At 75.1% G+C, this 25598-nt stretch carries 23 protein-coding genes; 20 read left to right on the top strand and 3 right to left on the bottom strand.

The features are described from left to right. The first annotated feature begins 72 nt into the window (after window positions 1–72). The 5 genes from ACI79X_RS15795 (at window position 73) to ACI79X_RS15775 (ending at window position 4569) form a co-directional block, all read left to right on the top strand. Window positions 73–942, top strand: a complete 870-nt coding sequence (locus ACI79X_RS15795; protein ID WP_457026365.1) for a bifunctional methylenetetrahydrofolate dehydrogenase/methenyltetrahydrofolate cyclohydrolase — start codon at window positions 73–75, stop codon at window positions 940–942. Then, entirely contained in the window at window positions 942–1241 is a 300-nt protein-coding gene (locus ACI79X_RS15790) for a DUF3017 domain-containing protein (RefSeq protein ID WP_457026364.1), read from the top strand. The genes ACI79X_RS15795 and ACI79X_RS15790 overlap by 1 nt, the downstream gene beginning before the upstream one ends. A 53-nt stretch (window positions 1242–1294) precedes the next feature. Continuing rightward, window positions 1295–2248: a malate dehydrogenase gene (mdh, locus tag ACI79X_RS15785; protein WP_457026363.1), complete on the top strand. Its 954-nt coding sequence runs from the start codon at window positions 1295–1297 to the stop codon at window positions 2246–2248. A 66-nt stretch (window positions 2249–2314) separates the two neighbouring features. Continuing rightward, the gene (locus ACI79X_RS15780; protein WP_457026362.1) at window positions 2315–3529 is read left to right on the top strand and encodes an NADP-dependent isocitrate dehydrogenase; all 1215 of its coding nucleotides are present in this window, start codon (window positions 2315–2317) and stop codon (window positions 3527–3529) included. Window positions 3530–3669: 140 nt separating this feature from the next. After that, on the top strand, window positions 3670–4569 hold the full coding sequence (locus ACI79X_RS15775; protein WP_457026361.1) for an endonuclease domain-containing protein: 900 nt from the start codon (window positions 3670–3672) through the stop codon (window positions 4567–4569). A 3-nt stretch (window positions 4570–4572) separates the two neighbouring features. Here ACI79X_RS15775 and ACI79X_RS15770 read toward each other — a convergent pair whose 3' ends face one another. Then, the gene (locus tag ACI79X_RS15770; protein WP_457026360.1) at window positions 4573–4899 is read right to left on the bottom strand and encodes a hypothetical protein; all 327 of its coding nucleotides are present in this window, start codon (window positions 4897–4899) and stop codon (window positions 4573–4575) included. 903 nt (window positions 4900–5802) lie between these two features. Between ACI79X_RS15770 and ACI79X_RS15765 the strand changes: the two genes are divergently transcribed. Then, complete coding sequence (locus ACI79X_RS15765) at window positions 5803–7122, top strand: hemolysin family protein (RefSeq protein WP_457026359.1); 1320 nt, start codon at window positions 5803–5805, stop codon at window positions 7120–7122. A gap of 32 nt (window positions 7123–7154) precedes the next feature. Here the strand turns inward: ACI79X_RS15765 and galE are convergent, their stop codons facing one another. Then, complete coding sequence (gene galE, locus ACI79X_RS15760; protein WP_457026358.1) at window positions 7155–8111, bottom strand: UDP-glucose 4-epimerase GalE; 957 nt, start codon at window positions 8109–8111, stop codon at window positions 7155–7157. A 42-nt stretch (window positions 8112–8153) separates the two neighbouring features. Between galE and hisC the strand changes: the two genes are divergently transcribed. Genes hisC through ACI79X_RS15740 form a run of 4 tightly spaced genes read left to right on the top strand, consistent with a single transcriptional unit; the run spans window position 8154 to window position 11972 of the window. Beyond that, complete coding sequence (gene hisC, locus ACI79X_RS15755; RefSeq protein ID WP_457026357.1) at window positions 8154–9299, top strand: histidinol-phosphate transaminase; 1146 nt, start codon at window positions 8154–8156, stop codon at window positions 9297–9299. A gap of 15 nt (window positions 9300–9314) precedes the next feature. Next, window positions 9315–10337, top strand: coding sequence for a tryptophan--tRNA ligase (gene trpS / locus ACI79X_RS15750; protein WP_457026356.1), 1023 nt, complete (start codon window positions 9315–9317; stop codon window positions 10335–10337). Continuing rightward, window positions 10334–10909 carry a 2'-5' RNA ligase family protein gene (locus ACI79X_RS15745; protein ID WP_457026355.1) on the top strand — a complete coding sequence of 192 codons (576 nt, stop codon included), beginning with the start codon at window positions 10334–10336 and terminating at the stop codon, window positions 10907–10909. Before trpS ends, ACI79X_RS15745 begins: the two co-directional genes overlap by 4 nt. Before the next feature lie 37 nt (window positions 10910–10946). Continuing rightward, window positions 10947–11972 carry a YihY/virulence factor BrkB family protein gene (locus ACI79X_RS15740; protein ID WP_457026354.1) on the top strand — a complete coding sequence of 342 codons (1026 nt, stop codon included), beginning with the start codon at window positions 10947–10949 and terminating at the stop codon, window positions 11970–11972. Here ACI79X_RS15740 and ACI79X_RS15735 read toward each other — a convergent pair. Then, a complete protein-coding gene (locus ACI79X_RS15735; RefSeq protein ID WP_457026353.1) occupies window positions 11857–13164 on the bottom strand; it encodes a D-alanyl-D-alanine carboxypeptidase family protein in 1308 nt (435 codons plus the stop codon). The genes ACI79X_RS15740 and ACI79X_RS15735 overlap by 116 nt on opposite strands. A 265-nt stretch (window positions 13165–13429) precedes the next feature. Between ACI79X_RS15735 and ACI79X_RS15730 the strand changes: the two genes are divergently transcribed. The 10 genes from ACI79X_RS15730 to ACI79X_RS15685 all read left to right on the top strand — a co-directional run bounded on the left by ACI79X_RS15730 (window position 13430) and on the right by ACI79X_RS15685 (window position 25484). Beyond that, window positions 13430–14494 carry a BMP family lipoprotein gene (locus tag ACI79X_RS15730; RefSeq protein WP_457026352.1) on the top strand — a complete coding sequence of 355 codons (1065 nt, stop codon included), beginning with the start codon at window positions 13430–13432 and terminating at the stop codon, window positions 14492–14494. Between the two features lie 255 nt (window positions 14495–14749). Continuing rightward, complete coding sequence (locus tag ACI79X_RS15725) at window positions 14750–16369, top strand: ABC transporter ATP-binding protein (protein WP_457026351.1); 1620 nt, start codon at window positions 14750–14752, stop codon at window positions 16367–16369. After that, a complete protein-coding gene (locus ACI79X_RS15720; RefSeq protein ID WP_457026350.1) occupies window positions 16366–17622 on the top strand; it encodes an ABC transporter permease in 1257 nt (418 codons plus the stop codon). Before ACI79X_RS15725 ends, ACI79X_RS15720 begins: the two co-directional genes overlap by 4 nt. After that, window positions 17619–18899, top strand: coding sequence for an ABC transporter permease (locus ACI79X_RS15715; protein ID WP_457026349.1), 1281 nt, complete (start codon window positions 17619–17621; stop codon window positions 18897–18899). Before ACI79X_RS15720 ends, ACI79X_RS15715 begins: the two co-directional genes overlap by 4 nt. Next, window positions 18899–19342 carry a cytidine deaminase gene (locus ACI79X_RS15710; RefSeq protein WP_457026348.1) on the top strand — a complete coding sequence of 148 codons (444 nt, stop codon included), beginning with the start codon at window positions 18899–18901 and terminating at the stop codon, window positions 19340–19342. The genes ACI79X_RS15715 and ACI79X_RS15710 overlap by 1 nt, the downstream gene beginning before the upstream one ends. Continuing rightward, entirely contained in the window at window positions 19342–20613 is a 1272-nt protein-coding gene (locus ACI79X_RS15705) for a thymidine phosphorylase (protein WP_457026347.1), read from the top strand. The genes ACI79X_RS15710 and ACI79X_RS15705 overlap by 1 nt, the downstream gene beginning before the upstream one ends. A gap of 290 nt (window positions 20614–20903) precedes the next feature. Then, the gene (locus ACI79X_RS15700; protein WP_457026346.1) at window positions 20904–21812 is read left to right on the top strand and encodes an ABC transporter ATP-binding protein; all 909 of its coding nucleotides are present in this window, start codon (window positions 20904–20906) and stop codon (window positions 21810–21812) included. After that, window positions 21809–22636 carry an ABC transporter permease gene (locus ACI79X_RS15695; RefSeq protein WP_457026345.1) on the top strand — a complete coding sequence of 276 codons (828 nt, stop codon included), beginning with the start codon at window positions 21809–21811 and terminating at the stop codon, window positions 22634–22636. Before ACI79X_RS15700 ends, ACI79X_RS15695 begins: the two co-directional genes overlap by 4 nt. Window positions 22637–22645: 9 nt before the next feature. Continuing rightward, on the top strand, window positions 22646–23722 hold the full coding sequence (locus ACI79X_RS15690; protein WP_457026344.1) for an adenosine deaminase: 1077 nt from the start codon (window positions 22646–22648) through the stop codon (window positions 23720–23722). A 235-nt stretch (window positions 23723–23957) separates the two neighbouring features. Beyond that, window positions 23958–25484, top strand: a complete 1527-nt coding sequence (locus tag ACI79X_RS15685; RefSeq protein ID WP_457026343.1) for a DEAD/DEAH box helicase — start codon at window positions 23958–23960, stop codon at window positions 25482–25484. Window positions 25485–25598: the final 114 nt, after the last annotated feature.

Here is a 25598-nt window from a genome sequence, read left to right as displayed (position 1 = left end):
CGCGGGGGAGGCGCCGCCGCGAGCGTAGGGCCGGGAGGGCCCCGCCGGGGGCGCCTCCGGCACACTGTCCGGGTGCCCGCGACGATCCTCGACGGCAAGGCCACCGCCGCCACCATCCGCCAGGAGCTCACCGCGCGGGTCGACGCCCTCACCGCGGCCGGGCACCGGCCGGGCCTGGGCACCCTGCTGGTCGGCGACGACCCGGGCAGCCGCTGGTACGTGAACGCGAAGCACTCCGACTGCGCACAGGTCGGCATCGCCAGCATCCAGCGCGAGCTGCCGGCCTCCGCCACGCTCGCCGACGTGCTCGCCGTCGTCGAGGAGCTCAACGCGGACCCGGCCTGCACCGGCTACATCGTGCAGCTCCCGCTGCCGCGCCAGGTCGACGAGGCCGCCGTCCTCGAGGCGATGGACCCCGCCAAGGACGCCGACGGGCTGCACCCGACGAACCTCGGCCGGCTGGTGCTCGGCGTCGACGGGCCGCTGCCGTGCACGCCGGTCGGCATCGTCGAGCTGCTGCGCCGGTACGACGTCCCCGTCGCCGGGGCCGAGGTGGTGGTCGTCGGGCGCGGGATCACCGTGGGCCGCCCCCTCGGGCTGCTGCTCACCCGGCGCACCGAGAACGCCACGGTGACCCTCTGCCACACCGGCACCCGCGACCTGGCCGCCCACCTCCGCACCGCCGACGTCGTCGTGGCCGCGGCCGGCGTGCCCGGGCTGGTCACCGCCGACGTCGTCAAGCCGGGCGCCGCGGTGCTCGACGTCGGCGTCAGCCGGGTCGACGGCAAGATCGCCGGTGACGTCGCGAGGGACGTCGCCGAGGTGGCCGGGCACGTGGCGCCCAACCCCGGCGGCGTCGGCCCGATGACCCGGGCGATGCTCCTGCAGAACGTGGTGCTCGCCGCCGAGCGCGCCGTCGCGGCCGAGGTGCTGACCGCCTGATGAGCCGGCCGCCCCTCTACACGCGCCGGCCGTTCCTGGCCGGGCTGCTGCGCCAGCTGCCGCTGTTCGCGGTGCTGGTGGCGGTCGCGGTGGGGCTGGCGATGGTCGCGCTCGAGCACTGGCGGCGCGGCCTGCTGGTGGTCGGGCTGGCGCTGGTCGGCGCGGCGGTGCTGCGGCTGGTGCTGCCGGTGCGGCGCGTCGGGTTCCTCGCCGTCCGCAGCCGCCCGGTCGACGTCGTCCTCATGGCCGGCGCCGGGGTCGCGGTCACGGTGCTCTCCGTCCTGGTGCCGGGCAGTTGAGCGGACCGGCCCGCGGGCGCGGCGACGAGGGTCCCGGGTCTAGGTTGACGCCCATGGCAGAGCAGCCCAGGAACGGCAAGGTCACCGTCGTCGGTGCCGGCTTCTACGGCTCCACCACCGCCCTTCGACTGGCGGAGTACGACGTCTTCGAGACGGTCGTGCTCACCGACATCGTCGAGGGCAAGCCCGAGGGCCTGGCCCTCGACATCAACCAGTCACGCCCGATCGAGGGCTTCGAGACGCGCGTCGTCGGCGTCGGCGGGGGCTCCTACGAGGGCACCGAGGGCTCCGACGTCGTGGTGATCACCGCGGGCCTGCCCCGCAAGCCCGGCATGAGCCGCATGGACCTCATCGAGACCAACGCCGGCATCGTCCGCCAGGTCGCCGAGAACATCGCGCGGAGCTCGCCCGACGCCGTCGTCATCGTGGTGTCCAACCCGCTCGACGAGATGACCGCCCTCGCCCAGCTGGCCACCGGCTTCCCGAAGGAGCGGGTCATGGGCCAGGCCGGGATGCTCGACACCGCCCGGTTCACCAACAACGTCGCCGAGGAGCTCGGCGTCCCGGTCTCCTCGGTGCGCACCCTGACGCTCGGCTCGCACGGCGACACGATGGTGCCGGTGCCCTCGCGCTGCACCGTCGACGGCAAGCCGCTGGCCGACGTGATGGCCCCCGACCGCGTCGAGCACCTCGTGCAGCGCACCCGCAACGGCGGCGCCGAGGTGGTGGCGCTGCTCAAGACCGGCTCGGCGTACTACGCGCCGTCGGCGGCCGCCGCCCGCATGGCCCGCGCCGTCATCGAGGACTCTGGCGCGGTCATGCCGGTGTGCGCGTGGGTCGACGGCGAGTACGGGATCTCCGGCGTCTACCTCGGCGTCGAGGCCGAGATCGGCCGCGGGGGTGTGCGCCGGGTGGTCGAGGGGGACCTGACCGAGAGCGAGCTGGCCGGGCTGCGCGAGGCCGCCGAGGCGGTCCGTGCCAAGCAGGCCGACGTCGCGGACATGTGAGAGCCGGCCGCGACCTGACCGACTCCCGGCCCGACGGGCCGGGGCTGCAGAGAGGGAATGTCTGACGTGAGCAAGATCAAGGTCGAGGGCACCGTCGTCGAACTCGACGGCGACGAGATGACCCGGATCATCTGGCAGTTCATCAAGGACCAGCTGATCCTGCCGTACCTCGACGTGAACCTGGAGTACTACGACCTGGGCATCGAGCACCGCGACGCCACCGACGACCAGGTCACGATCGACTCCGCCAACGCGATCAAGAAGCACGGCGTCGGCGTCAAGTGCGCCACCATCACGCCGGACGAGGCGCGGGTCGAGGAGTTCGGCCTGAAGAAGATGTGGCGCTCGCCGAACGGGACGATCCGCAACATCCTCGGCGGCGTCATCTTCCGCGAGCCGATCATCATGCAGAACGTGCCGCGGCTGGTGCCGGGCTGGACCAAGCCGATCATCGTCGGCCGCCACGCCTACGGCGACCAGTACCGCGCCACCGACTTCAAGTTCCCCACCTCGGGGAAGCTGACCGTCACCTTCACCCCGGACGACGGCTCGCAGCCGATCGAGCACGAGGTCTTCCAGGCGCCCGGCGCCGGCGTCTCGCTGTCGATGTACAACCTCGACGACTCGATCCGCGACTTCGCCCGCGCCTCGCTCAACTACGGCCTGTCGCGCGGCTACCCGGTGTACCTGTCCACGAAGAACACGATCCTCAAGGCCTACGACGGCCGGTTCAAGGACATCTTCGAGGAGACCTTCGAGGCCGAGTTCAAGGACCAGTTCGACGAGGCGGGCATCACCTACGAGCACCGCCTCATCGACGACATGGTCGCCGCGTCCCTCAAGTGGGAGGGCGGCTACGTGTGGGCCTGCAAGAACTACGACGGCGACGTCCAGTCCGACACCGTCGCGCAGGGCTTCGGCTCGCTCGGCCTCATGACCTCGGTGCTGGCCACCCCGGACGGCCGCACGGTCGAGGCCGAGGCCGCCCACGGCACGGTGACCCGCCACTACCGGCAGCACCAGCAGGGCAAGGAGACCTCGACCAACCCGATCGCGTCGATCTTCGCCTGGACCCGGGGCCTCGCCCACCGCGGCAAGCTCGACAACACCCCCGAGGTCACCCGGTTCGCCGAGACCCTCGAGAAGGTCTGCATCGACACCGTCGAGGGCGGTCAGATGACCAAGGACCTCGCGCTGCTGATCAGCAAGGACCAGCCGTGGCTGACCACCCAGGACTTCCTGGCGGCCATCGACAGCAACCTGCAGAAGGCCATGGCCTGAGCAGTGCACCCCCTTCCGTCGCCCTCGGGGTGACGGACACACGTCAGTGGCCCTCTCGGCGCGTCCGAGGGGGCCACTGCCGTGTCGTCGTCCTGTGGACGACGGCCGGGGGCAGGCCGCGGGGCGGCAGGCTCGCCGTCGTGCCCGTGTCGCCCTCCCGTCCCCTCCCGCTGCAGGGGCGCGTGTTCCGCGGCTCCACGGCGATCGGCCGCGGCTGGCTCACGCGGAAGCAGCTGCGCAGCAGTGCCTGGCGCCGGCTCCGCCAGGACGTCTACGCCGACGCCCGGCTCCCGGTCACCCACGGGCTGCACGTCGCGGCCGTCGGGCTCGTCCTGCCGGTCGGCGCGGGCCTCGCCCGGCGGAGTGCCGCCCTGGTCTGGGGCGTGACCGGTATAGCGGGCGCGGACGACGCGGTCGAGGTCGTCGTCCCTCCCGGCGCGCGGTGGAACGCCGGCGACGGCGTCCGCGTCCGCGCGCTCCGGGACGGGCAGGCGCTCGCCGTCCGCCGCGGGCTGCCCTGCACCGGCCGCGTGGACACCGCCGTCGACCTCGTCCGGGACGGGGACCGTGACGAGTGCGTCGTCCTGCTCGACCGGCTCGTCCGCGCGGGGCTCGCCGACCTGGCCGCGGTGCGCGCCGCGGTCGCCCGGCTGCCGCCGTGCCGGGGCAGTGCCCAGGCCCGGGCGGTCGCCGCACTCGCCGACGGGCTCGCGGAGTCGCCGCAGGAGACCCGGCTGCGCCTGCTCCTGGTGCGAGCGGGACTCCCGCCTCCCGTGGCCCAGTACGTCGTCCGGGACGCTCAGGGGTTCGTCGCGCGGGTGGACCTCGCCTACCCGGAGCTCCGCATGGCCATCGAGTACGACGGGCTCTGGCACGGGGTGCGGGCCGCCTTCCTCGCCGACCGGCGACGGGCCAACCGGATGACGGCGGCCGGCTGGGTGACTCTCTCGGTCACCACCGAGGACATGCGCCGGCCCGACCGGCTCGTCGCTCGGGTCCTCGCGCTGCGCGCCCGGCAGGCCGTGGCCGTGGCGCGCTGAGGGTCAGGCGAGCAGGAGGGTCCAGAACGGGCCGCCGGGGCCGCCGACGACCGCCGCGCCCGCGCCGGTCAGCGAGCAGTCGAGCAGCTCTCCGGCAACGGAGCCGGCGAGCCAGCCGGCCACCACCGTGCCGCCGTCGCGGGTGCCGGAGGCCACCGCGCCGCTGCCGACGGGCACCTCCCCGCCCGCGCGCCGCATCTCCTCGCCGTGCTCCTCGGCCCGCGCGGTCAGGCCGGCGTCGCGCACGAGCGGGTCGCAGCCCGCGGCCACCCGCGCGGCGTCCAGCGCGGCGAGCACCGCGGCCGCCCCGCCGGGCACCGCCGCGGCCACGTTGCCGGGCGTCGGAGGGGAGGTGGTCGGGCCGGGTGAGGGTGCCGGCGCGCTGCTGCGCGATGGCGACGGCGACGGCGACGGCGACGGCGACGGCGACGGGGCGGGGGCCGGGGCCGGCGAGCCGGGAGCGGGCTGCGGAGCCGGAGCGGCCTGAGGGGCGGGTGCGGCAGCCGACGAGGACGACGAGCCGGCGGAGGACGAGCCGGCCGCGGAGGGCGATGTCGTCCCGGCCGGAGGAGCCTCCGCCGAGGCGGACGGGGCCTCCGCGGCTGTCGGAGCCGGCGCGTCGGCGGAGGACTCAGCGGAGGACTCAGCGGAGGACTCGACGGACGCGGCGGAGGACGGGGCGCCCGCCGACGCGGACGACGAGGTGGTCCCGGGAGCGGTGGCCGACCCGGTCGACGGAGGGGTGGACGCCGAGCCGGCCGATCCCGGCGCGGGCTCGCCGTCGACGCCCATCGTCACCACACCGGTGCGCGGCCCCGCGTCCTCCGCGGTGGTCGTGACGGCCGACTCGGCCGTCGACAGCGCGCCGCGGCCGGCCATCACCAGCGGGACCACCAGGGCGATCCCGGCCACGACCACCGCCACGGCCAGGGCGGACAGCGTGCGCCGGCCGACGAGGACCCGGAACAGCGACGGCAGCAGCCGACGGCCCGCGGCGGCGAGGCGAGCGGGCAGCGGGGAGGACCGGCGGTGGCGCACGAGCGGGACGTCCTCACGGGACTCGACAGAAACGGACCGTGACTTCGTCGAGACTAGCCGTAGCGGTCCTTCACCCGGGAGGGGGACGTGACCGAGCTCACACGCCTCCGCGCGGAGAGCCCCGGACGCCGTCCTCGCGGCCGGGCGGGCAGCATGGACGGCTCACCCGCCCCGAGTCCCGAGGAGCACGCCGCCGTGAGCGACGTCTGGCTCGACATCGTCCTGGTCGTCGTCTTCGTGCTGGTCGGGGGGTTCTTCGCCGGCGCGGAGATCGCACTGGTGTCGCTGCGGGAGGCGCAGGTCCGCGTGCTGTCCGAGCGGGGCGGCCGGGGCCGCGCGCTGGCTCGCCTGCTCGCCGACCCCAACCGGTTCCTCGCCGCGGTCCAGGTGGGCGTCACCCTCGCGGGGTTCCTCTCCGCGGCCTTCGGCGCGAGCACCCTCGCCGAGCCGTTCAGCGACTGGCTGGTCGCCCGCGGCCTGGGGGAGGGCGTGGCCGACCCGCTGGCCCTCGTCCTGGTCACCGTGGCGATCAGCTACCTGTCGCTGGTGGTCGGCGAGCTGACGCCCAAGCGCCTGGCCCTGCAGCGCGCCGAGGGCTTCTCGCTCATGGTGGCGCGCCCGCTGAACACCATCGCGCGGCTGTCGCGGCCGGTCATCTGGCTGCTCTCGGCCTCCACCGACGTCCTGGTGCGGCTCCTCGGCGGCGACCCGAAGGCCAGCGGCGAGGCGATCAGCCAGGAGGAGCTGCGCGACCTCGTCGCCGCCCACGAGTCGCTCTCCAGCGACGAGCGCCGGCTCATCGACGAGGTCTTCCGGGCCGGCGACCGGGAGGTCCGCGAGGTGATGACCCCGCGCACCGAGGTGGAGTTCCTCGAGGCCTCGACGACGGTCAGCCGCGCCGCGCGGCAGGTGGCCGAGTCCGGCTGGTCGCGCTACCCGGTGACCGGCCGCGACCAGGACGACGTCGTCGGGTTCGTGCACGTCCGCGACCTGCTGCTGCCCACCCACCCCGCCGGGCGCGCGGCCACCGTCGGTGACCTGGCCCGCGAGGTCAAGCGGCTGCCCGGCACCGCCGGCGTGCTGACCGCCCTGTCGGAGATGCGCCGGGAGAACCAGCACCTGGCGATCGTGGTGGACGAGTACGGCGGCACCGACGGGATCGTCAGCCTCGAGGACCTCATCGAGGAGGTCATCGGCGAGATCTACGACGAGTACGACGAGGAGGTCGTGGCCGACGCCGACGAGCGCCCCGGCGGCCCGCACGAGGTCGACGGGCTGCTGAACCTCGACGACTTCGCGGAGGCCACCGGCCTGCGGCTGCCCGAGGGCCCCTACGAGACGGTGGCCGGCTTCGTGCTCGCCGAGCTCGGCCGGATCCCCGGCGTCGGCGACGCGGTGGAGGTGGAGGGCCGCACGCTCACCGTCCTCGAGCTCGACGGGCGGCGGATCGCCCGCCTGTCGGTCACCCCCGCGCCCGACGTCGAACCGGCCGGGGAGGACGCCCCGGCCGGCTGAGCCGGCTCAGCCGCGCCCCTGCGCGGCGCCCGTCAGCCGCGCTCCTGCGCGACCTCCCAGGCGTCGCGCACGATCCCCGTCAGGTCGGTGTGCCGCGGGCTCCAGCCCAGGTCGGCGCGGATCCGGTCGCTCGCGGCCACGAGCTGCGCCGGGTCGCCGGCCCGCCGCTCGCCCACCTGCACCGGCACCGGGTGCCCGGTGACCTCGCGGACGGCGTCGACCACCTGCTGCACCGAGAAGCCGGTGCCGTTGCCCAGGTTGTAGACGCGGTGCTCGCCCGGCTGCGGCGCGGTGAGCGCGAGCAGGTGCGCGTCGGCGAGGTCGGAGACGTGGATGTAGTCGCGGATGCAGGTGCCGTCCGGCGTCGGGTAGTCCTCGCCGTAGACCGTCATCGCCTCGCGCTTGCCGGCCGCGACCTGCAGCGCGATCGGGATCAGGTGGGTCTCGGTGGTGTGCCGCTCGCCGAGGCCGTACGCGGCGCCGGCCACGTTGAAGTAGCGCAGGCTCACCGCGGCGAAGTCGTACGCGGTGGCGTAGGAGGTGAGCATCGCGTCGACGGCGAGCTTCGTGGCGCCGTAGGTGTTGGTCGGCCGGGTCTGCGCGTCCTCGCGGATCGGCACCTGGTCGGGCTCGCCGTAGGTGGCCGCGGTGGAGGAGAACACGATCCGGCGGCAGTCGACGGCCCGCATCGCCTCGAGCAGCGCCAGCGACCCGCCGACGTTGTGCTCCCAGTAGATCTCCGGCTTCACCTGCGACTCGCCGACCAGGCTCTTCGCGGCGAAGTGCAGCACCGCCTCGGGCCGCACCTCGGCCAGCACCGGCGCCGACTCCTGCAGGGTCGCCCGGACGAACCGGGCGCCCTCCGGGACGGCGTCGGCGTGCCCGGTCGAGAGGTCGTCGAGCACGGTGACCTCGTGGCCGCCCTCCAGGAGGGCGGCGGTGACTACGCTGCCGATGTAGCCGGCCCCACCGGCGACGAGAACGCGCATGGGGCCACCCTAGGAGCCGTCGCCCGGGAGGACCTGTCCGTGGTGAGCGCACGTCCGGCGGTGCAGGCGCTGCCGGCCTACAAGCCGGGCCGCAACCCCGCCGACCTCGCCCGCGAGCTCGGCGTCGAGCGCGCCGTCAAGCTGGCCAGCAACGAGGTGCCGTTCCCGCCCCTGCCGGCGGTCGTCCAGGCGCTGTCGGCGACGGCGGGGGAGACCTACCGCTACCCCGACAACGGCGCCGCGGTCCTCACCCGGGCGCTGGCCGAGCGCTACGACGTCGACCCGGCGCAGGTCGTGCCCGGCTGCGGCGCGGTGATGCTGTGCCAGCAGCTCGCCCAGTCGTTCAACGACCCCGGGACGGCGATCGCCTTCGCCTGGCGCTCGTTCGAGATGTACCCGCTGCTGGCGCAGGTGGCCGGGGCGCGCAGCCTGCAGGTGCCGCTGGTGCCCTCCCGCCCCGGCGGGTCGCCCGACACCCACGACCTCGACGCGCTCGCGGCCGCGGTCGACGGCGACACCCGCCTGCTGTTCGTCTGCAACCCCAACAACCCGACGTCGACGGCGGTGCGCCGGGCCGAGCTCGAGCGCTTCCTCGACCGGGTGCCCGACTCCGTGCTGATCGTCCTCGACGAGGCCTACCGCGAGTTCGTCACCGACCCCGACGTCCCCGACGGGCTCGAGCTGATGCGCGGCCGCCCGAACGTCGCGGTGTTGCGGACGTTCTCCAAGGCGTGGGGCCTGGCCGGCCTGCGGGTGGGCTACCTGGTGGCCGAGGACCCGGCCGTCGCCGACGCCGTCCGCCGCACGCACGTGCCCTTCAGCGTCTCCAGCCTCGCGCAGGCCGCCGCGGTCGCCGCGCTGGCCAGCGCCGACGAGGTGGGCCGGCGGGTCGCCGCCGTCGTCACCGAGCGCGACCGGCTCACCGCCGCGCTGCGCGGGCGCGGCCACGAGGTGCCCGACAGCCAGGCCAACTTCGTGTGGCTGCCGCTGGGGGAGGCGACGGCGGGGGTCGCGGCGGCCCTGGAGGCCCGCGGTGTCATCACCCGGCCGTTCGCCGGCGAGGGCATCCGGGTCACCGTCGGCACGCCCGAGGAGGACGACGTCTTCCTCGCCGCGCTCGACGAGGTCACCACCGGCGCGTCGGGTGCGGCGGGCGACGACGTGCGCACCGGCGCGCCGCTCGGCTGAGCCGCGGCTGGTTTGATGGCCGCCGTGCCTCTTCCCCGTGTCCTCTCCGGCATCCAGCCGACGGCGGGCTCCTTCCACCTCGGCAACTACCTGGGTGCGCTCCGCCAGTGGGTCGCGCTGCAGGACACCGCGGAGGCGTTCTACTGCGTCGTCGACCAGCACGCGATCACGATGGACTGGGACCCGGCGCAGCTCCGCCAGAACACCCTCGTCTCCGCCGCGCAGCTCGTCGCCCTCGGCGTCGACCCCGACCGCAGCTCGCTGTTCGTGCAGAGCCACGTGCCGGAGCACGTGCAGCTGTCGTGGGTGCTCGAGTGCCTGGCCCGCTTCGGCGAGGCCAGCCGGATGACGCAGTTCAAGGACAAGAGCCAGCGCGAGGGCGCCGCGGGTTCCTCGGTCGGGCTGTTCACCTACCCGGTGCTGCAGGCCGCCGACATCCTCGTCTACCAGGCCGACGAGGTGCCCGTGGGCGAGGACCAGCGCCAGCACCTCGAGCTGACCCGCGACCTCGCCACCCGCTTCAACGGCCGCTTCGGCGACACCTTCACCGTGCCCGCCGCCCGCATCCCGCAGGGCGCGGCGAAGATCCTCGACCTGCAGTCGCCGGAGAAGAAGATGAGCAAGAGCCTGCCGCCGGCCGGCTGCGTGCTGCTCCTCGACGACCCGAAGGTGTCCGCGAAGAAGATCCGCTCGGCGGTCACCGACACCGGCCGCGAGGTGCTGGCCGACGCCGAGAACAAGCCGGGCGTCACCAACCTGCTGACCATCCACAGCGCCCTGTCGGGCACGCCGGTCCCCGAGCTGGAGGAGCGGTTCGCCGGGCGCGGCTACGGCGACCTCAAGAAGGAGCTCGCCGAGGTCGTCACCGACTTCGTCACCCCGGTGCGCGCCCGCACGCAGGAGCTGCTCGACGACCGCGCCGAGCTCGAGCGGCTGCTCGCCCGGGGCGCGGCGCGGGCGCGGGAGGTCGCCTCGGCCACCGTCGCCACCGTCTACGACCGGGTCGGCTTCCTCCCGCCCGCGGGGTCGGCGTCGTGAACGACGACACGTTCGTCCCGCGCAGCCGGACGGCGCCGCCGCAGACCTCCGTCGTCGGCGTGCTGGTGCCCGTTCCCGAACCGTGGGCGCAGCTGCTGGTCGACTGGCGCGCCAAGGTCGGCGACCTGCAGGCCACCGTCGTCCCGCCGCACGTCACGCTGCTGCCGCCCACCGAGGTGCCGTGCGCCGACCGCGCGGCGATCAGCGAGCACCTGGCGCAGGTGGCCTGCAGCCACCCGCCGTTCGAGATGCACCTGTCGGGGACCGGCACCTTCACCCCGGTCTCCGACGTCGTGTTCGTCGCCGTGGCCAAGGGCATCGGCAACTGCGAGCTGCTGGCCTCCGACGTGCGCACCGGCCCGCTGGCGCGCGACCTCTCGTTCCCGTACCACCCGCACGTCACCGTTGCCCACGACGTCACGCCCGACATGCTCGAGCTGGCCTACAGCGGCCTGGCCGACCTCTCGGCGGAGTTCCTCGTCACCTCGTTCACCGAGTTCGAGCAGACCCCGGCCGGCACCTGGGCGGTCGCCCGCGAGTACCCGCTGACCGGACCGCCGCACCGGCGCTGACCTGCGCCGCGCTCCCCGAGGCAGCAGACTGGACGGGGTGGGCACCCCTCGGGACGACCGGCCGCCCGCCGACGCCGGACGCAGCCCCTGGGCCCGCGTCACCGGCGCCGGCGCGCGGGTCACGGGCTCCGTGGAGACCCTCGTCCGCACCCAGCGCCGCAGGCGGCCGTGGCTCGACCACCTGGCCCGGGCCGGCGGCCGCTACCAGCGCAGCCAGGGTGACCTGCTGGCCGCCGGGGTCACCTACTTCGTCTTCCTCGGACTGTTCCCGGTGCTCCTGCTGGTCGCCTCGGTCATCGCCCTGGTCCTCTCCGGCGACGCGCTCCTGCAGCGGGAGCTCTACACCGCCATCCGCGAGTCCTTCCCGGGCAGCACGGGGCGGCAGATCGTCGACGAGCTGCGTTCGGCGGTGGGCGCGGCCGGCCTGACCGGGATCATCGGCGCGGCCGGCTTCCTCTACGCCGGGCTGCGCGCCATGGACAAGCTGCGCATCGGCATGGAGCAGATCTGGAAGGGCTCCGTCGACGAGCCGGAGTTCTGGCGCGACAACCTCGCCGACGTCGTCGCGCTGGTCGCCCTCGGCGCCGCGGGCCTGCTGAGCATCGGCCTCACCGGCTTCGCCACCCAGGCCACCTCCGTGGTGCTCGACGTCCTGGGCCTGGAGGACGCGCCGGGGCTGGCAGTGGGGACCAGCCTGCTCGGGATCGTGCTGGCCTTCGCCGGTGACGTCGTCGTCTTCCTGTGGCTGCTGCGGGTGGTGCCCTCGATCTCGCACCCGCTGCGGCTGCTGCTCCCCGGCGCGCTGTTCGGCGCCGCCGGGTTCGAGCTGATGAAGCTGGCCGGCAGCCTCTACCTGTCGCTGATCTCCGGCAGCGTCACGTCGTCGGCCTTCGGCGGCGCGGTCGGCGTCCTGGTCTGGATCAACCTCGTCGTCCGCTTCGGGTTCTTCACGGCGGCGTGGACGGCGACCCTCCCGCGCCTGGCCCCGGCGGTGCCCGCCGCCCCGGAGACGCGGCCGCCGGTGGCGGCGACGAGCGGCGCACCGCCCGCCGCCGGCCGATGAGCGTGGCGGCGACGACCGCGACCGCGGCCGCGCCGAGCGCCAGCAGGCCGAGCGCGGGCGGCCCGTCGTCGGCGGCCGCCGGGCCCGTCGCGGGAGGACCCGCGGCCACCCCGGCCGGGCCCGCCGGCGTCGACGTCGCCGTCCGGGTGGGGGCGGGGGAGGGGACCTCGTCGGCCGAGGCGACCAGGCGGCCCACCCCCTCCAGCGACGGGGGGACGGCGAAGCCCCAGTCGAGCAGCCGCGCGGCCTGGTCGGCGGCGCGCAGCGGCACGTTCTCGGTGCCCATGACGCTCACCACCAACCGCCGGCCGTCCCGCTCGGCGGCGGTCACGTAGGTGTGCCGGGCGGCGTCGGTGAAGCCGGTCTTGCCGCCCAGGGTGCCGGGATAGCCGGCCAGCGGGTTCTGGTTCTGGATCTGGAAGCCGGGGGAGCGGCCCTCCACGGCGGGCATCTGCGCGGTCGGCGTGAGGAGGATCCCGGCGGTGACCGGGTCGGCGACCAGCGCCCGGAAGAACAGCGCCAGGTCATAGGGGGAGGAGGACTGCCCGGCGACGTCGAGGCCCGAGACGGAGCCCGCGACCGTGTCGAACGCGCCCATCTGCAGCGCCCGGGCGTTCATCGCCGCGACCGTGGGCGCGGTGCCCCCGGCCGCGCGGGCGAGCGCGTTGGCCGCGTCGTTGCCCGACTGCATGACCAGTGCCTGGAACAGCAGCCCGACCGGGTAGCGGCCGCCGGCCACGATGCCGACCTTGCTGCCCTCCATCTGCTCGTCCTCGACGGTGCCCTCGACCACCAGCGCGGGGTCCAGGCGGTGGGCGAGGGTGAGCAGGGTCAGCGTCTTGAGCGTGCTCGCCGGGTAGTAGCGGCCGTGCGGGTCGCGGGCGGCCAGCACCTCGCCGGTGCCGGCGTCGGCGACCAGCCAGCCGGCCGCCACGACGCCGTCGGGCAGCGGCGGCGCGCCGTCGGCTACCACCGTGCCGCGGGTGTCGAGACCCTCCCCGCCGACGGGGACGCCGCCCGGCGCCGAGCCCTGCGGGGGCCCGCCGGCCGGGGGCGCGGTGGGCGTGGGCGCGGCCGGGTCGGCCGTGGGGCGCGGGGTGTCGTCGGCCGGTGCCGCCGCGGCGGGCGCCGTCCCCAGGAGCACGGCGAGCGCGGCCAGCAGGGCCACCAGCGCACCCCACCGTCGCCGCACGGGGACGACGCTAGCCGCGCCCCGGCCCGGGCCCGCCGCCGGGCGCGGGCGGCCGTGGCCGGGGCCACGCCGGGACGGCTGTTCACAACGATCCCGTCTCGGTCCGTCGCACGGATGGCGGCGGGGGGCGCGAGCGCGGTTAGCGTGCCGGGGTCGTCGCGTCCGGCGTCCCCGGCCGTGCCGGGGCGTCCCCGGGCGTGACGGACCAGGACCCACGGGAGCTCCCCCGTCTGTGCCGGGAGCTCCCCCCAGAGAGGAGTGCGTCTTGCGCCGAGCGCGGAAGATGAAGGTCGCGGCCCTGCTGCTGGCCGGCAGCATGGCCCTGGCCGCCTGTGCCAGCGACGAGACCGGTGGCGGCAGCAGCGGGAGCGGCGGCGGCGAGGGCGGGGGCAGCGAGGAGCCCCGCATCGGCCTGGCCTTCGACACCGGCGGCCGTGGCGACCGCTCGTTCAACGACGCGGCGGTCGCGGGCCTCGAGGCCGCCGTCGAGGAGCACGGCGGTGAGTTCCAGGACCTCAGCCCCAACGCCGACGCCTCCAACCGCGCCGACCTGCTGACCCAGCTGGCCGACGAGGGCTACAACCCGATCATCGCCGTCGGCTTCGCCTACGGCGAGGTCATCGGCGACGTCGTCGAGCAGTACCCGGACACGACGTTCGCGATCATCGACTCCTCAGCGGCGGAGGTCGGCGCGGACAACCTCACCGGCCTGCTGTTCAGCGAGGAGGAGGGCTCCTTCCTCGCCGGTGTCGCCGCGGCGCTGAAGTCCGAGACGGGCCACATCGGCTTCGTCGGCGGCGTCGAGACCCCGCTGATCCAGAAGTTCGAGGCCGGCTACGTGGCCGGTGCCCAGGCGGTCAACCCGCAGATCATCATCGACCGCCAGTACATCTCGCCGGCCGGTGACTTCTCCGGCTTCAACGCCCCCGACCGCGGCCTGCTGGTCGCCCAGGGCATGTACGAGGCCGGCGCCGACATCGTCTACCACGCGGCGGGCGGCTCGGGCCTCGGCGTCTTCCAGGCGGCCGCGGCGGCCGGCAAGCGCGCCATCGGCGTCGACTCCGACCAGTACCAGACGGTCGACGACCCGGCGCTGCAGGCGGTCATCCTGACCTCGATGCTCAAGCGCGTGGACACCGCGGTGGCCTCGTTCATCGACTCCTACGTCGACGGCAGCGTCCAGGGCGGCGAGGACATCGTCTACAACCTGGAGCAGGACGGCGTCGGCCTGTCCACCTCGGGTGGCTTCATCGACGACATCCAGGACCAGATCGACGAGTACCGCCAGCAGATCGTCGACGGCGAGATCGAGGTCCCGTCGACCCCGTGACGGCGGCCGGCCACGAGGCCGGCTGACCCCACGCACGACCGGAGGGCCCGGGGGAGCGCACGCACCCCCGGGCCCTCCGCCGTCAGGGGGATCCCCGCCCGTCACACTCGTCGGGGAGGATGCCCAGCCGACGCACCTGCCGGTCGCCGGCGGGTGCGCACACCGGGGACCGCGGTCGATCCCGCGGCACCGGTGCAGCAGAGTGGACGCGAGCCCGCGCACCCGCGGGCCGCAGGAACGCAGGAAGGGCCCACCATGGCCACACCAGGCTCCCCGGCAGGCGTACCGGCACCGACGCCGGTCGGCCTGAGCAAGGGCGCGACCGGGGACGGCACCGAGGGCGGCGGCGCTGCCCCGTCGGCCCCGCTGGCCGTCGAGCTGCGCGGCATCACCAAGCGCTTCCCCGGCGTCGTCGCCAACAAGGACATCGAGCTGCGCGTCCGGCGCGGCGAGGTGCACGCCATCGTGGGCGAGAACGGCGCCGGCAAGTCGACGCTGATGAAGACCCTCTACGGCATGCACCGCCCCGACGAGGGCCACATCCTGCTGCACGGCCGCGAGGTGCACTTCAAGAGCCCGGCCGACGCGATCGCCGCGGGGATCGGCATGGTGCACCAGCACTTCATGCTCGCCGACAACCTCACCGTGCTGGAGAACGTCGTGCTGGGCGCGGAGAAGGCGCACGGCATCGGCGGGGAGGCCCGCCGGCGGATCCGGGAGATCTCCGACGCCTACGCGCTCGGCCTCGACCCCGACGTCCTCGTCGAGGACCTCGGCGTCGGTGACCGGCAGCGCGTCGAGATCGCCAAGGTGCTCTACCGCGGCGCCACCACGCTGATCCTCGACGAGCCGACCGCCGTCCTCGTGCCGCAGGAGGTCGACGAGCTGTTCGGCAACCTCGCCGAGCTCAAGCGCGAGGGCCTGACGGTCATCTTCATCTCGCACAAGCTCGACGAGGTCCGCAAGGTCGCCGACTCGATCACCGTCATCCGCCGGGGCACCACCGTCGGCACCGCCGACCCGAGGACGACGACGGCGCGCCAGCTCGCCGAGCTCATGGTCGGCACCGAGCTGCCCTCGCCGGAGATCCGCACCTCCACGGTGCGGGAGACGCCGGTGCTGCAGCTGCGCGACGTCACCGTCGCCGCCCCCACCGGCCGCCCGCCGGTCGACGACGTCACGCTGACCGTCCGCGAGGGCGAGGTCGTGGGCATCGCCGGCGTCGAGGGCAACGGCCAGGCCGAGCTCGTCGACGCCGTCATGGGCCTGCGCCCCCTCGCCGCCGGCACGGTGCTGCTCGGCCCCGACGACATCACCGCGTGGAGCACCCGCGCCCGCCGCGAGGCCGGGCTCGGGTTCATCCCCGAGGACCGCCACCGCCAGGGCATGCTGCTCGAGGCGCCGCTGTGGGAGAACCGCATCCTGGGACACCAGACCCGGCCGCCGGCGGTGAAGGGACCCTTCATCGACCGCCGCGGCGCCCGGACCGACACCGCGCGCATCATGCGCGACTACGACGTCCGCGCCCCCGGCCCGGACACGCTGGCCGTCGCGCTGTCCGGCGGCAACCAGCAGAAGCTGATCGTCGGCCGCGAGATGAGCGCCGCCCCGCGGCTGCTGCTAGCCGCCCACCCGACCCGCGGCGTCGACGTCGGCGCGCAGGGCGCCATCTGGCGGCTGCTCGAGGAGGCCCGCGCCGAGGGGATGGGCATCCTGCTCATCTCGGCCGACCTCGACGAGCTGATCGGCCTGTCCGACACGCTGCACGTCATGCTGCGCGGCCGGCTGGTGGCCACCCTCGACCCGTCCGCGGTCACCCCCGAGGAGCTCGGCGGGTACATGACCGGGGCCCGGACGACGGCGGGTGCGGCGTGAATGTCCTCCGCCGGATCGGGCTGGCGCTGTTCGCGCCGGTCCTCGCCGTCGTCGTCGCCGTCGTCATCTCCTCGGCGGTCATGGCGGCCCTGCAGGTCGACCCGCTGCGGGTCTTCGCGGTCATGGTCGACTTCGGCGACACCCCGTCGCAGCAGGTCACCGCGCTCGTGGTGATCCTCAACCGGGCGGTGCCGCTGTTCCTGGCCGGCCTCGCGGTGGCCATCGCGTTCCGCATGGGCCTGTTCAACATCGGCGTCGAGGGCCAGTACCGGCTGGCCACCATCCTCGCCGCCGGTGTCGGGGCCGCCGTCGCGCTGCCGGGCCCGCTGCACGTGCTGCTCATCGTGGTCGTGGCGATGGCCGTGGCCGCGATCTGGGCCGGCATCGTCGCGGTGCTCAAGGTGACCCGCGGCGTCAGCGAGGTCATCAGCTCGATCATGCTCAACGTCATCGCGCTGGGCATCGCGTCGTTCCTGCTCACCGGCCCGCTGCGGGGCAGCCCCGAGGGCGCCTCGATCATCAGCACCGCCGAGATCCCCGAGTCGGGCTGGATGCCGAGCCTCAACGGCATCTTCGGCGCCCTCGGCCTGGCCAACCCTCCGCGTCAGCTCTTCGGCTTCCTGATCGTGGCGGTCGTGGTCGGCGTGCTGGTCGCGGTACTGCTCAACCGCACGCGGTTCGGCTTCGACCTGCGCGCGGCGGGCCTGTCGCCGTCGGCGGCCAGCGCCAGCGGCGTCGACTCCCGCGGCATGGTCGTCAAGACGATGCTGCTGTCGGGCGCCGTCGCGGGCCTGATCGGCATGCCCGACCTGCTCGGCTCCACGCACGCCTACACCACCGACTTCGTGTCGGGTCTGGGCTTCCTCGGCATCGCGGTGGCGCTGCTCGGCCGCAACAAGCCGGTCGGCATCGCGCTGGGCGCGCTGCTGTTCGCCTTCCTCGACCGGTCGCTGGTGCCGCTGCAGATCCAGGACTTCCCGGCCTCGGTCGTGACGATCATCCAGGGCACGATCGTGCTGGCCGTCGTGGTGGCCAACGAGATCGCCCGCCGGGTGGCCCGCCGCTCCGCCGAGCGCGGCTCGGCCACCCCGGCCGTCGTCGCCGGCGACGGCAGCACCGGCCCGGGGCAGGCCGCCTCGGGCGCGGCCTCCACCGGAGGGGCCGCCGACGGCGGCGAGGGCACCGGGGCCGGCGTCAGCCGCGGCACCGGCGCCGGCCAGCGCACCGACGAGCGTCAGGAGACCGGCGCGTGAGCACCGTGGCGACCCCCTCCGGCACCCGGCCCAGCCGCGGACCGCTGACCGACCTGTTCACCGGCGGCGGGCGCTCGCGCCGCCTCGTGTGGCTGTTGCTGGGCATCGTCCTGCTCGTCTCGCTGGTCCGCGTGATCAGCGGCGAGCAGCAGCTCACCAGCTCCTCCACGATCGCCGCGGCCCTGCTCCTGGCGGTGCCGATCGGCCTGGCCGCGCTCGGCGGCCTGTTCAGCGAGCGCGCCGGCGTCGTCAACATCGGCCTCGACGGGATGATGACGCTCGGCACCTGGGGCGCCGGGTTCGCCGGCTACCAGTGGGGCTGGGGCGCCGCGGTCGTCGGCGGGCTGCTGTTCGGCGCGATCGGTGGCCTGCTGCACGCGCTGGCCACCGTCACCTTCGGCGTCGACCACGTCGTCTCCGGCGTGGCGATCAACATCCTGGCCGGCGGCGTCGTGCGGTTCCTCTCCGAGCTGCTCTACACCGACAACCCGGCCGGCGGCGGTGTCACGCAGTCGCCCCCGGTCGACGGCAACCCGCCGTCGTTCTCGGTGCCGGTGCTGTCCTCGGGACCGGACCTGCTCGGCTCCCTGGAGCGGCAGCACTGGTTCCTCGTCAGCGACGTCGCGGGCATCCTGCGCGGGCTCACCAGCGGCATCGGCCTGCTGACGCTCATCGCCGTGCTGCTCGTGCCGGCGAGCTACCTGCTGCTGTGGCGCACCTCCTTCGGGCTGCGCCTGCGTTCCTGCGGGGAGAACCCGGCTGCCGCCGACTCGCTCGGCGTGCCGGTCTACCGGCTGAAGTACATCGCGGTCGTCATCTCGGGCGCGCTGGCCGGCCTGGGCGGTGTCTTCCTCGTCTTCATCGCCGGGATCTACCGCGAGGGCCAGGTCAACGGGCGCGGGTTCATCGGCCTCGCCGCGCTGATCTTCGGCAACTGGCGTCCCGGCGGGCTCGCGGCCGGCGCCGGCCTGTTCGGGTTCACCGACGCGCTGCAGCTGCGCAGCCGCTCCGCCGTCGTCGCGCTGTTCCTGCTGGTGGCGATCCTGCTCGCGGTGATCGCGGTCGTCCAGGCCCGGCGCGGCAAGCTGCTGCCGGCCGGCATCGCCGCCGTCGTGGCCGCGGCCGCGCTGGTCGGGTTCCTCACCGTCGACGAGCTGCCGCCGGGCCTGGTGTCGTTCACGCCGCACCTGACCACGCTGCTGGTCCTGTCGCTGGCGTCCCAACGGCTGCGGATGCCCAAGGCCGACGGTCTGGTCTACCGAAGGGGAGAGCACTAGTGCCGGAGCTGGACTGGGACGCCCTGCGCGCGGCGGCCCGGGAGGCCATGACGCACGCCTACGCGCCGTACTCGCGGTTCCCCGTGGGCGTGGCCGGGCTGGTCGACGACGGGCGGCTGGTCACCGGCTGCAACGTCGAGAACGCCAGCTACGGCCTGGGCCTGTGCGCCGAGTGCGGGATGGTCAGCGACCTCGCCCGCACCGGCGGCGGCCGGCTGGTCGCGGTGGCGTGCGTCGGCGGCGACGGGCAGCCGCTGATGCCCTGCGGGCGCTGCCGCCAGCTGCTGTGGGAGCACGGCGGCCCGGAGATGCTCATCGAGACGGTGTCGCTGGGCATCGTGCCCATGCGCGAGGTGCTGCCCGACGCCTTCGGCCCCGAGGACCTGGTGGCCGCGGCCGCCCGGGACGGCGGCGCGGGCGCGGCCGAGGGGGGACGGGGCTGATGGACGCCATCGACGTGCTGCGCGCCAAGCGCGACGGCGAGGAGCTCACGCCCGAGCAGATCCGCTGGGTCATCGGCGCCTACACCGACGGCACGGTCCCCGACGAGCAGATGAGCGCGCTGCTCATGGCCGTGTTCTTCCGGGGCATGTCGCCGGGCGAGCTGTCGGTGTGGACGCAGGCGATGATCGACTCCGGCGAGCGCAAGGACCTGTCCTCGCTGGGCCGCCCGACCGCCGACAAGCACTCCACCGGCGGGGTGGGCGACAAGATCACGCTGCCGCTCGCGCCGCTGGTCGCCGCCTGCGGTGTCGCGGTGCCGCAGCTGTCGGGCCGGGGCCTCGGGCACACCGGCGGCACGCTGGACAAGCTCGAGTCGATCCCCGGCTGGCGGGCCGACGTCCACGAGGACGCCTACCTGCGGCAGCTCGCCGAGGTGGGCGCGGTGATCTGCGCGGCCGGGCACGACCTGGCGCCGGCGGACAAGAAGCTCTACGCGCTGCGCGACGTGACGGCGACGGTCGAGTCGATCCCGCTGATCGCCAGCTCGATCATGAGCAAGAAGATCGCCGAGGGCGCCGACGCGCTGGTCCTCGACGTCAAGACCGGGTCCGGGGCGTTCATGAAGGACCCGGAGGCCTCCCGCGAGCTGGCCCGCACGATGGTCGGCCTGGGCGAGGCCGCCGGGGTGAACACCGTGGCCCTGGTGACCGCGATGGACCGGCCGCTCGGGCGCGCCGCGGGCAACGCGGTCGAGGTGGCGGAGTCGGTGGAGGTGCTCGCCGGCGGCGGCCCGGCCGACGTCGTGGAGCTGACGCTCGCGCTGGCGCGGGAGATGCTCACCGGCGCCGGGCGCCCCGACGTCGACCCCGCCGACGCGCTGCGCGACGGCCGGGCCATGGACGTGTGGCGGCGCATGGTCGCCGCGCAGGGCGGGGACCCCGACGCCCCGCTGCCGCAGCCGGCGGAGCGGCACGTGGTGACCGCTCCCGCCACCGGCACGCTGACCCGCCTGGACGCCTACGCCCTCGGTGTCGCCGCCTGGCGGCTCGGGGCCGGGCGGGCGCGCAAGGAGGACCCGGTGTCGGCCGCGGCCGGCGTCACCTGGACGGCGACGGTGGGGGAGCAGGTCACCGAGGGCCAGCCGCTGCTGGAGCTGCACACCGACGACCCGGCGCGCATCGATCGGGCGCTGGAGGCGCTGGAGGGCGCGGTCGGCGTCGACACCGGCGACGAGCCGCTGCCCCTGCTGCTGGACCGCATCTCGGCCTGACGAGCGGGGCCCGGAGGGTCCCCGACGAGGGCCGGGACGGGCTCCGCTCCACCGGGGGACGGCACCTGGTCGCGAGGCGGCGGGAGGAGCGGGGCCCGGAGGGTCCCCGACGAGGGCCGGGACGGGCTCCGCTCCACCGGGGGACGGCACCTGGTCGCGAGGCGGCGGGAGGAGCGGGGCCCGGAGGGTCCCCGACGAGGGCCGGGACGGGCTCCGCTCCACCGGGGGACGGCACCTGGTCGCGGTGCGGCCCGGAGGGTCGCGATGTGGCAGTGGAACACTGGGTCCTCGTGACCAGCACGTCCGCGGCGCCGACCTCCGCCGCCGCCCCGCACGCCGGGGCGCCCCTCGACCCGGACGCCGCGATCTCGGTCCGCGGCCTGGTGAAGCGCTACGGCGCCGCCACCGCCGTCGACGGCCTCGACCTCGACATCCGGCGGGGCGAGATCTTCGCGCTGCTCGGCCCGAACGGCGCCGGCAAGACCACCACGGTCGAGATCTGCGAGGGCTTCCGCGACCGTGACGGCGGCGAGGTGCGGGTGCTCGGCACCGACCCGGCCTCCGGCGGGCGCCGGTGGAAGGCGCAGCTGGGCATCGTGCTGCAGTCCGGCGCGGGCGACAGCCAGCTGACCTGCCGCGAGCTGCTGCGCGCGCAGGCGTCGTACTTCCCCGACCCGCGCGACCCCGACGAGGTGCTCGAGCTGGTCGGCCTGACGGAGAAGGCCGGGGCGCGCGGCCGGTCGCTGTCGGGTGGGCAGCGCCGCCGGCTCGACGTCGCGCTCGGCATCGTCGGCCGGCCGACGCTGCTGTTCCTCGACGAGCCGACCACCGGCTTCGACCCCGAGGCCCGCCGCCAGTTCTGGTCGCTGATCCGCTCGCTGCGCGACCTCGGCACCACCATGCTCCTGACCACCCACTACCTCGACGAGGCCGAGGCGCTCGCCGACCGCGTCGGGGTGATCGCCCGCGGCCGGCTGGCGGAGGTCGCCGTCCCCTCGGAGCTGGGCGGCCGGGGCCGGGCGCCCGCCGTGGTCACCTGGAGTGAGGACGGCGTCCGGCGCACCGAGGCCACCGACACCCCCACCGCCCTCGTGCGCGACCTGGCCGCGCGCTTCGGCGGCGAGGTGCCCGACCTGGCCGTGGCCCGGCCGACGCTCGAGGACGTCTACCTGCAGATGATCGGGGAGGAGCGCGCGTGAGCGCCGCGACGACCGACCGCCCCGCCCCGCCGCTGCCCGCGCTGGGCGCCGTCTACCGCTCCCGCGCCGGGGTGGAGCTCAAGGAGTTCTTCCGGCAGCGCGAGTCGGTGGTCTTCACCCTCGTGTTCCCCGTGCTGCTGCTGGTCGTCTTCGGTGCGGTGCTGGACTACGACCTCGGCAGCGGCGTCAGCTTCACCCAGTACTTCCTGGCCGGGGTGATCGCCGCGGGCATCCTCGGGGCGAGCCTGCAGAACATGGCGATCTCCATCGCCACCGAGCGCGCCGACGGCACGCTCAAGTCGCTCTACGGCACCCCGATGCCGCGCAGCGCCTACTTCGTCGGCAAGGTGGTGCAGGTCCTCGCCGTCACCGTGCTCATCATCGCGATCCTGCTGCTCGTGGGCGTCGTGTTCTACGACGTCGACCTGCCGACCGGGGCCGACTGGCTGACCTTCGCCTGGGTGACCGCGCTCGGCGCCGCCGCCTGCACCCTGCTGGGCATCGCGGTGTCCTCGCTGGCCCGCAACGGCCGGTCGGCGTCGGCCACGGTCACGCCGATCGCGCTGGTGCTGCAGTTCATCTCCGGCGTCTTCTTCCAGTTCAGCCAGGTGCCCACCTGGATGCAGACGGTCGCCTCGCTGTTCCCGCTCAAGTGGATGGCCCAGGGCCTGCGCTCGGTGTTCCTTCCCGACGCCCTCGCCGCGTCGGAGCCGGCGGGCACCTGGGAGCTCGGCCGGGTGGCGCTCGTGCTCGCCGCCTGGTGCGTGGCCGGGCTGGTGCTGTGCGTCCTGACCTTCCGCTGGCAGGAGCGCGGCACCAGATAACGTCGCCGGGTGCCTGTTCCGCTCGACGCCGACTCGATCCGCCGTGCCCCCAAGGTCCTGCTGCACGACCACCTCGACGGCGGGCTGCGACCGCAGACGGTGCTCGAGCTCGCCGACGAGGCGGGCTACCGCGACCTGCCGGCCGGCGACGCCGACGCGCTCGGCCGCTGGTTCCGCGAGGCCGCCGACTCCGGCTCGCTGGTGCGCTACCTGGAGACCTTCGCGCACACCGTCGGCGTGATGCAGCGGCCCGAGGCGGTGCGCCGGGTGGCCCGCGAGTGCGCGCTCGACCTGGCCGCCGACGGCGTCGTCTACGCCGAGGTCCGCATGGCGCCCGAGCTGGTGACCGCGGGCGGCACGCCGATCGAGGAGGCGGTCGAGGCCATCCTCGACGGCTTCGCCCAGGGCAGCGCCGAGGCCGCCGCCGCGGGCACCCCGATCACCGTGGGCGCGCTGCTGTGCGCGATGCGGCAGGCCGACCGGTGGGAGGAGGTCGCGCGGCTCGTCGTCCGCTACCGCGACGCCGGCGTCGTCGGGTTCGACCTGGCGGGCCCGGAGATCGGCTTCCCGCCGGACCGGCACCCCGAGGCGATCGCGCTGCTCGACCGGGCCGGCGCGCACCGCACCATCCACGCCGGGGAGGCCGCGGGCATCGACAGCATCCGCGCCGCCCTCGACGGCGCCCGCGCCGAGCGGCTCGGCCACGGCGTGCGCATCGCCGACGAGGTGCCCGGCGACGGCCCGCTCGGCCCCGTGGCGCAGCGGGTGCTCGACGCGCGGGTGCCGCTGGAGGTCGCCCCGTCGTCGAACGTGCAGACCGGCGCCTACCCCTCGATCGCCGCGCACCCGGTCGACCGGCTGCACCGGCTCGGCTTCGCCGTCACGGTCAACACCGACAACCGGCTGATGAGCGGGGTGTCGGTGACCAGCGAGCTGGCCGACGTGGCCGCCGCGCACGGCTGGGCCTGGGACGACGTGCAGGCGGTCACCGAGCGCGCGCTGGCCGCCGCCTTCGCCGACGACGCCGTCCGCGCCCGCCTGCTCACCGACGTCGTCCGGCCGGGGTACGCCGCGCTGCGCGGGTGACCACGCCCACCGCCCGCGCCGGAATGGGCAGGTGATCTCCGCTGCTACCGTGGGTGTGCCGGCACTCGCCGGACATCCTCCCGGACGGTCCGTCCGGGCATGAGCGCATCCGTGCAGGCCCGCCGCGTCCCGCGACGCCGCGACCGCCAGTGAGGACGCCGGACCCCGACGCAGGGGGTGGCGCCCGCGCAACACCACGGGACGCGCCCGAGCTGTATCGGAGTCCCACACCCGCATGTCCTTGATCGACCCCGTCGACGTCGTCGACATCCAGCTCGACCCCGAGAACACCCCCGCGCCGGCGCCCGAGCAGACCGGCCCCACGTTCGCCTCGCTGGGCCTGCCCCAGCAGCTGGTGACGGCCCTGGAGCGGCGCGACATCCGCGCGCCGTTCGCCATCCAGGCCACCGTGCTGCCCGACGCCCTCGCCGGGCGTGACGTGCTCGGCAAGGCCGCCACCGGCTCGGGCAAGACGCTGGCCTTCGGCCTGCCGATGCTCGCCCGCATGGGCCTCACCGCCCGCCGCGGCCCCAGGGCGCCCCGCGCGCTCGTGCTGGTGCCCACGCGCGAGCTGGCCCAGCAGGTCGCCGACAACCTGGCCCCGCTCGGCCAGGCCATCGGCGCCCAGTTCGTCACCGTCTACGGCGGCGCCCCGATGCACCGCCAGATCACCCAGCTGCGCCGCGGCGTCGACGTCGTCGTCGCCACCCCCGGCCGGCTGCAGGACCTCATCGCGCAGGGCGAGGCCACCCTCGCCGAGGTCGAGGTCAGCGTGGTCGACGAGGCCGACTTCATGTCCGACCTCGGCTTCCTGCCGGTCGTGCAGGAGCTGCTCGACCAGACCCGCCCCGACGCCCAGCGGCTGCTGTTCTCGGCCACGCTGGACGGCGAGGTCGACACCCTGGTCCGCCGCTACCTCAAGGACCCGGCCCGGCACGAGGTCAAGCGCCCCGGCGACGACGCCCCGCCGGCCGAGCACCGGGCCTACAGCCTCGCGTTCCGCGACAAGGTGCCCGTGACGCAGGAGCTGGCCGCCCGCCCGGGCCGCACCATCGTCTTCGCGCGCACCCAGCTCGGCGTCGACCGGCTGACGGAGAACCTCAAGGCCGTCGGCATCAAGGCCGAGGCGATCCACGGCGGGCTGCCCCAGTCGGCGCGCCGCCGGGCGCTGGAGGCGTTCATGGACGCCCGCAGCCCGGTCCTGGTGGCCACCGACGTCGCCGCGCGCGGGATCCACGTCGACGACGTCTCGCTGGTGCTGCACTACGACCCGCCGGCCGACCACAAGACCTACCTGCACCGCTCGGGCCGCACCGCCCGCGCCGGTGCCGCCGGTGTCGTGGTCTCGCTGCTGCTGCCCGACCAGGTCGGCCAGGCCAAGCGCCGGTTCCGGCAGGCGAAGGTCGACCCGCGCGTCGACCGCGTCCGGCCGGGCGACGCCCCGATCGCCGAGCTCGTCGCCAGCGGCGTGCCGGTGGAGCCGATCGAGCGGCCGGCGCGGGAGTCCCGCCGTCCGCACGGGGGCCCCGGCGGCCGGCGTCCGCGCCGTGACGGCGACCGTCCGCGCCGCTCGTACGGCGAGGGTGACCGCGGGCGCCGCGACGGCGACCGTCCGCGCCGCCCCGCCGGCGAGGGCGACCGTTCCCGCCGTCCGTTCGGCGAGGGCGAGCGCCCGCGCCGTCCGTTCGGGGACCGCGACCGGTCCCGCGGGCCGGGGGAGCGCGGCGGCCGTCCCGACCGTCCGGCGCCCGCCCGCGACTGACACACGCAGCGGCCGGTCCCCGTCCCGGGGGCCGGCCGCTGTGCTGTCCGGAGCCGGGTCGTGCTCTGCCCACGGGGGCGGGGCAGAGCACGAGCGTCCTGACGAACCGGCTCG

This window comes from Geodermatophilus sp. SYSU D01119 (assembly GCF_054049975.1).
This window is presented reverse-complemented; position numbering and strand designations above follow the sequence as displayed.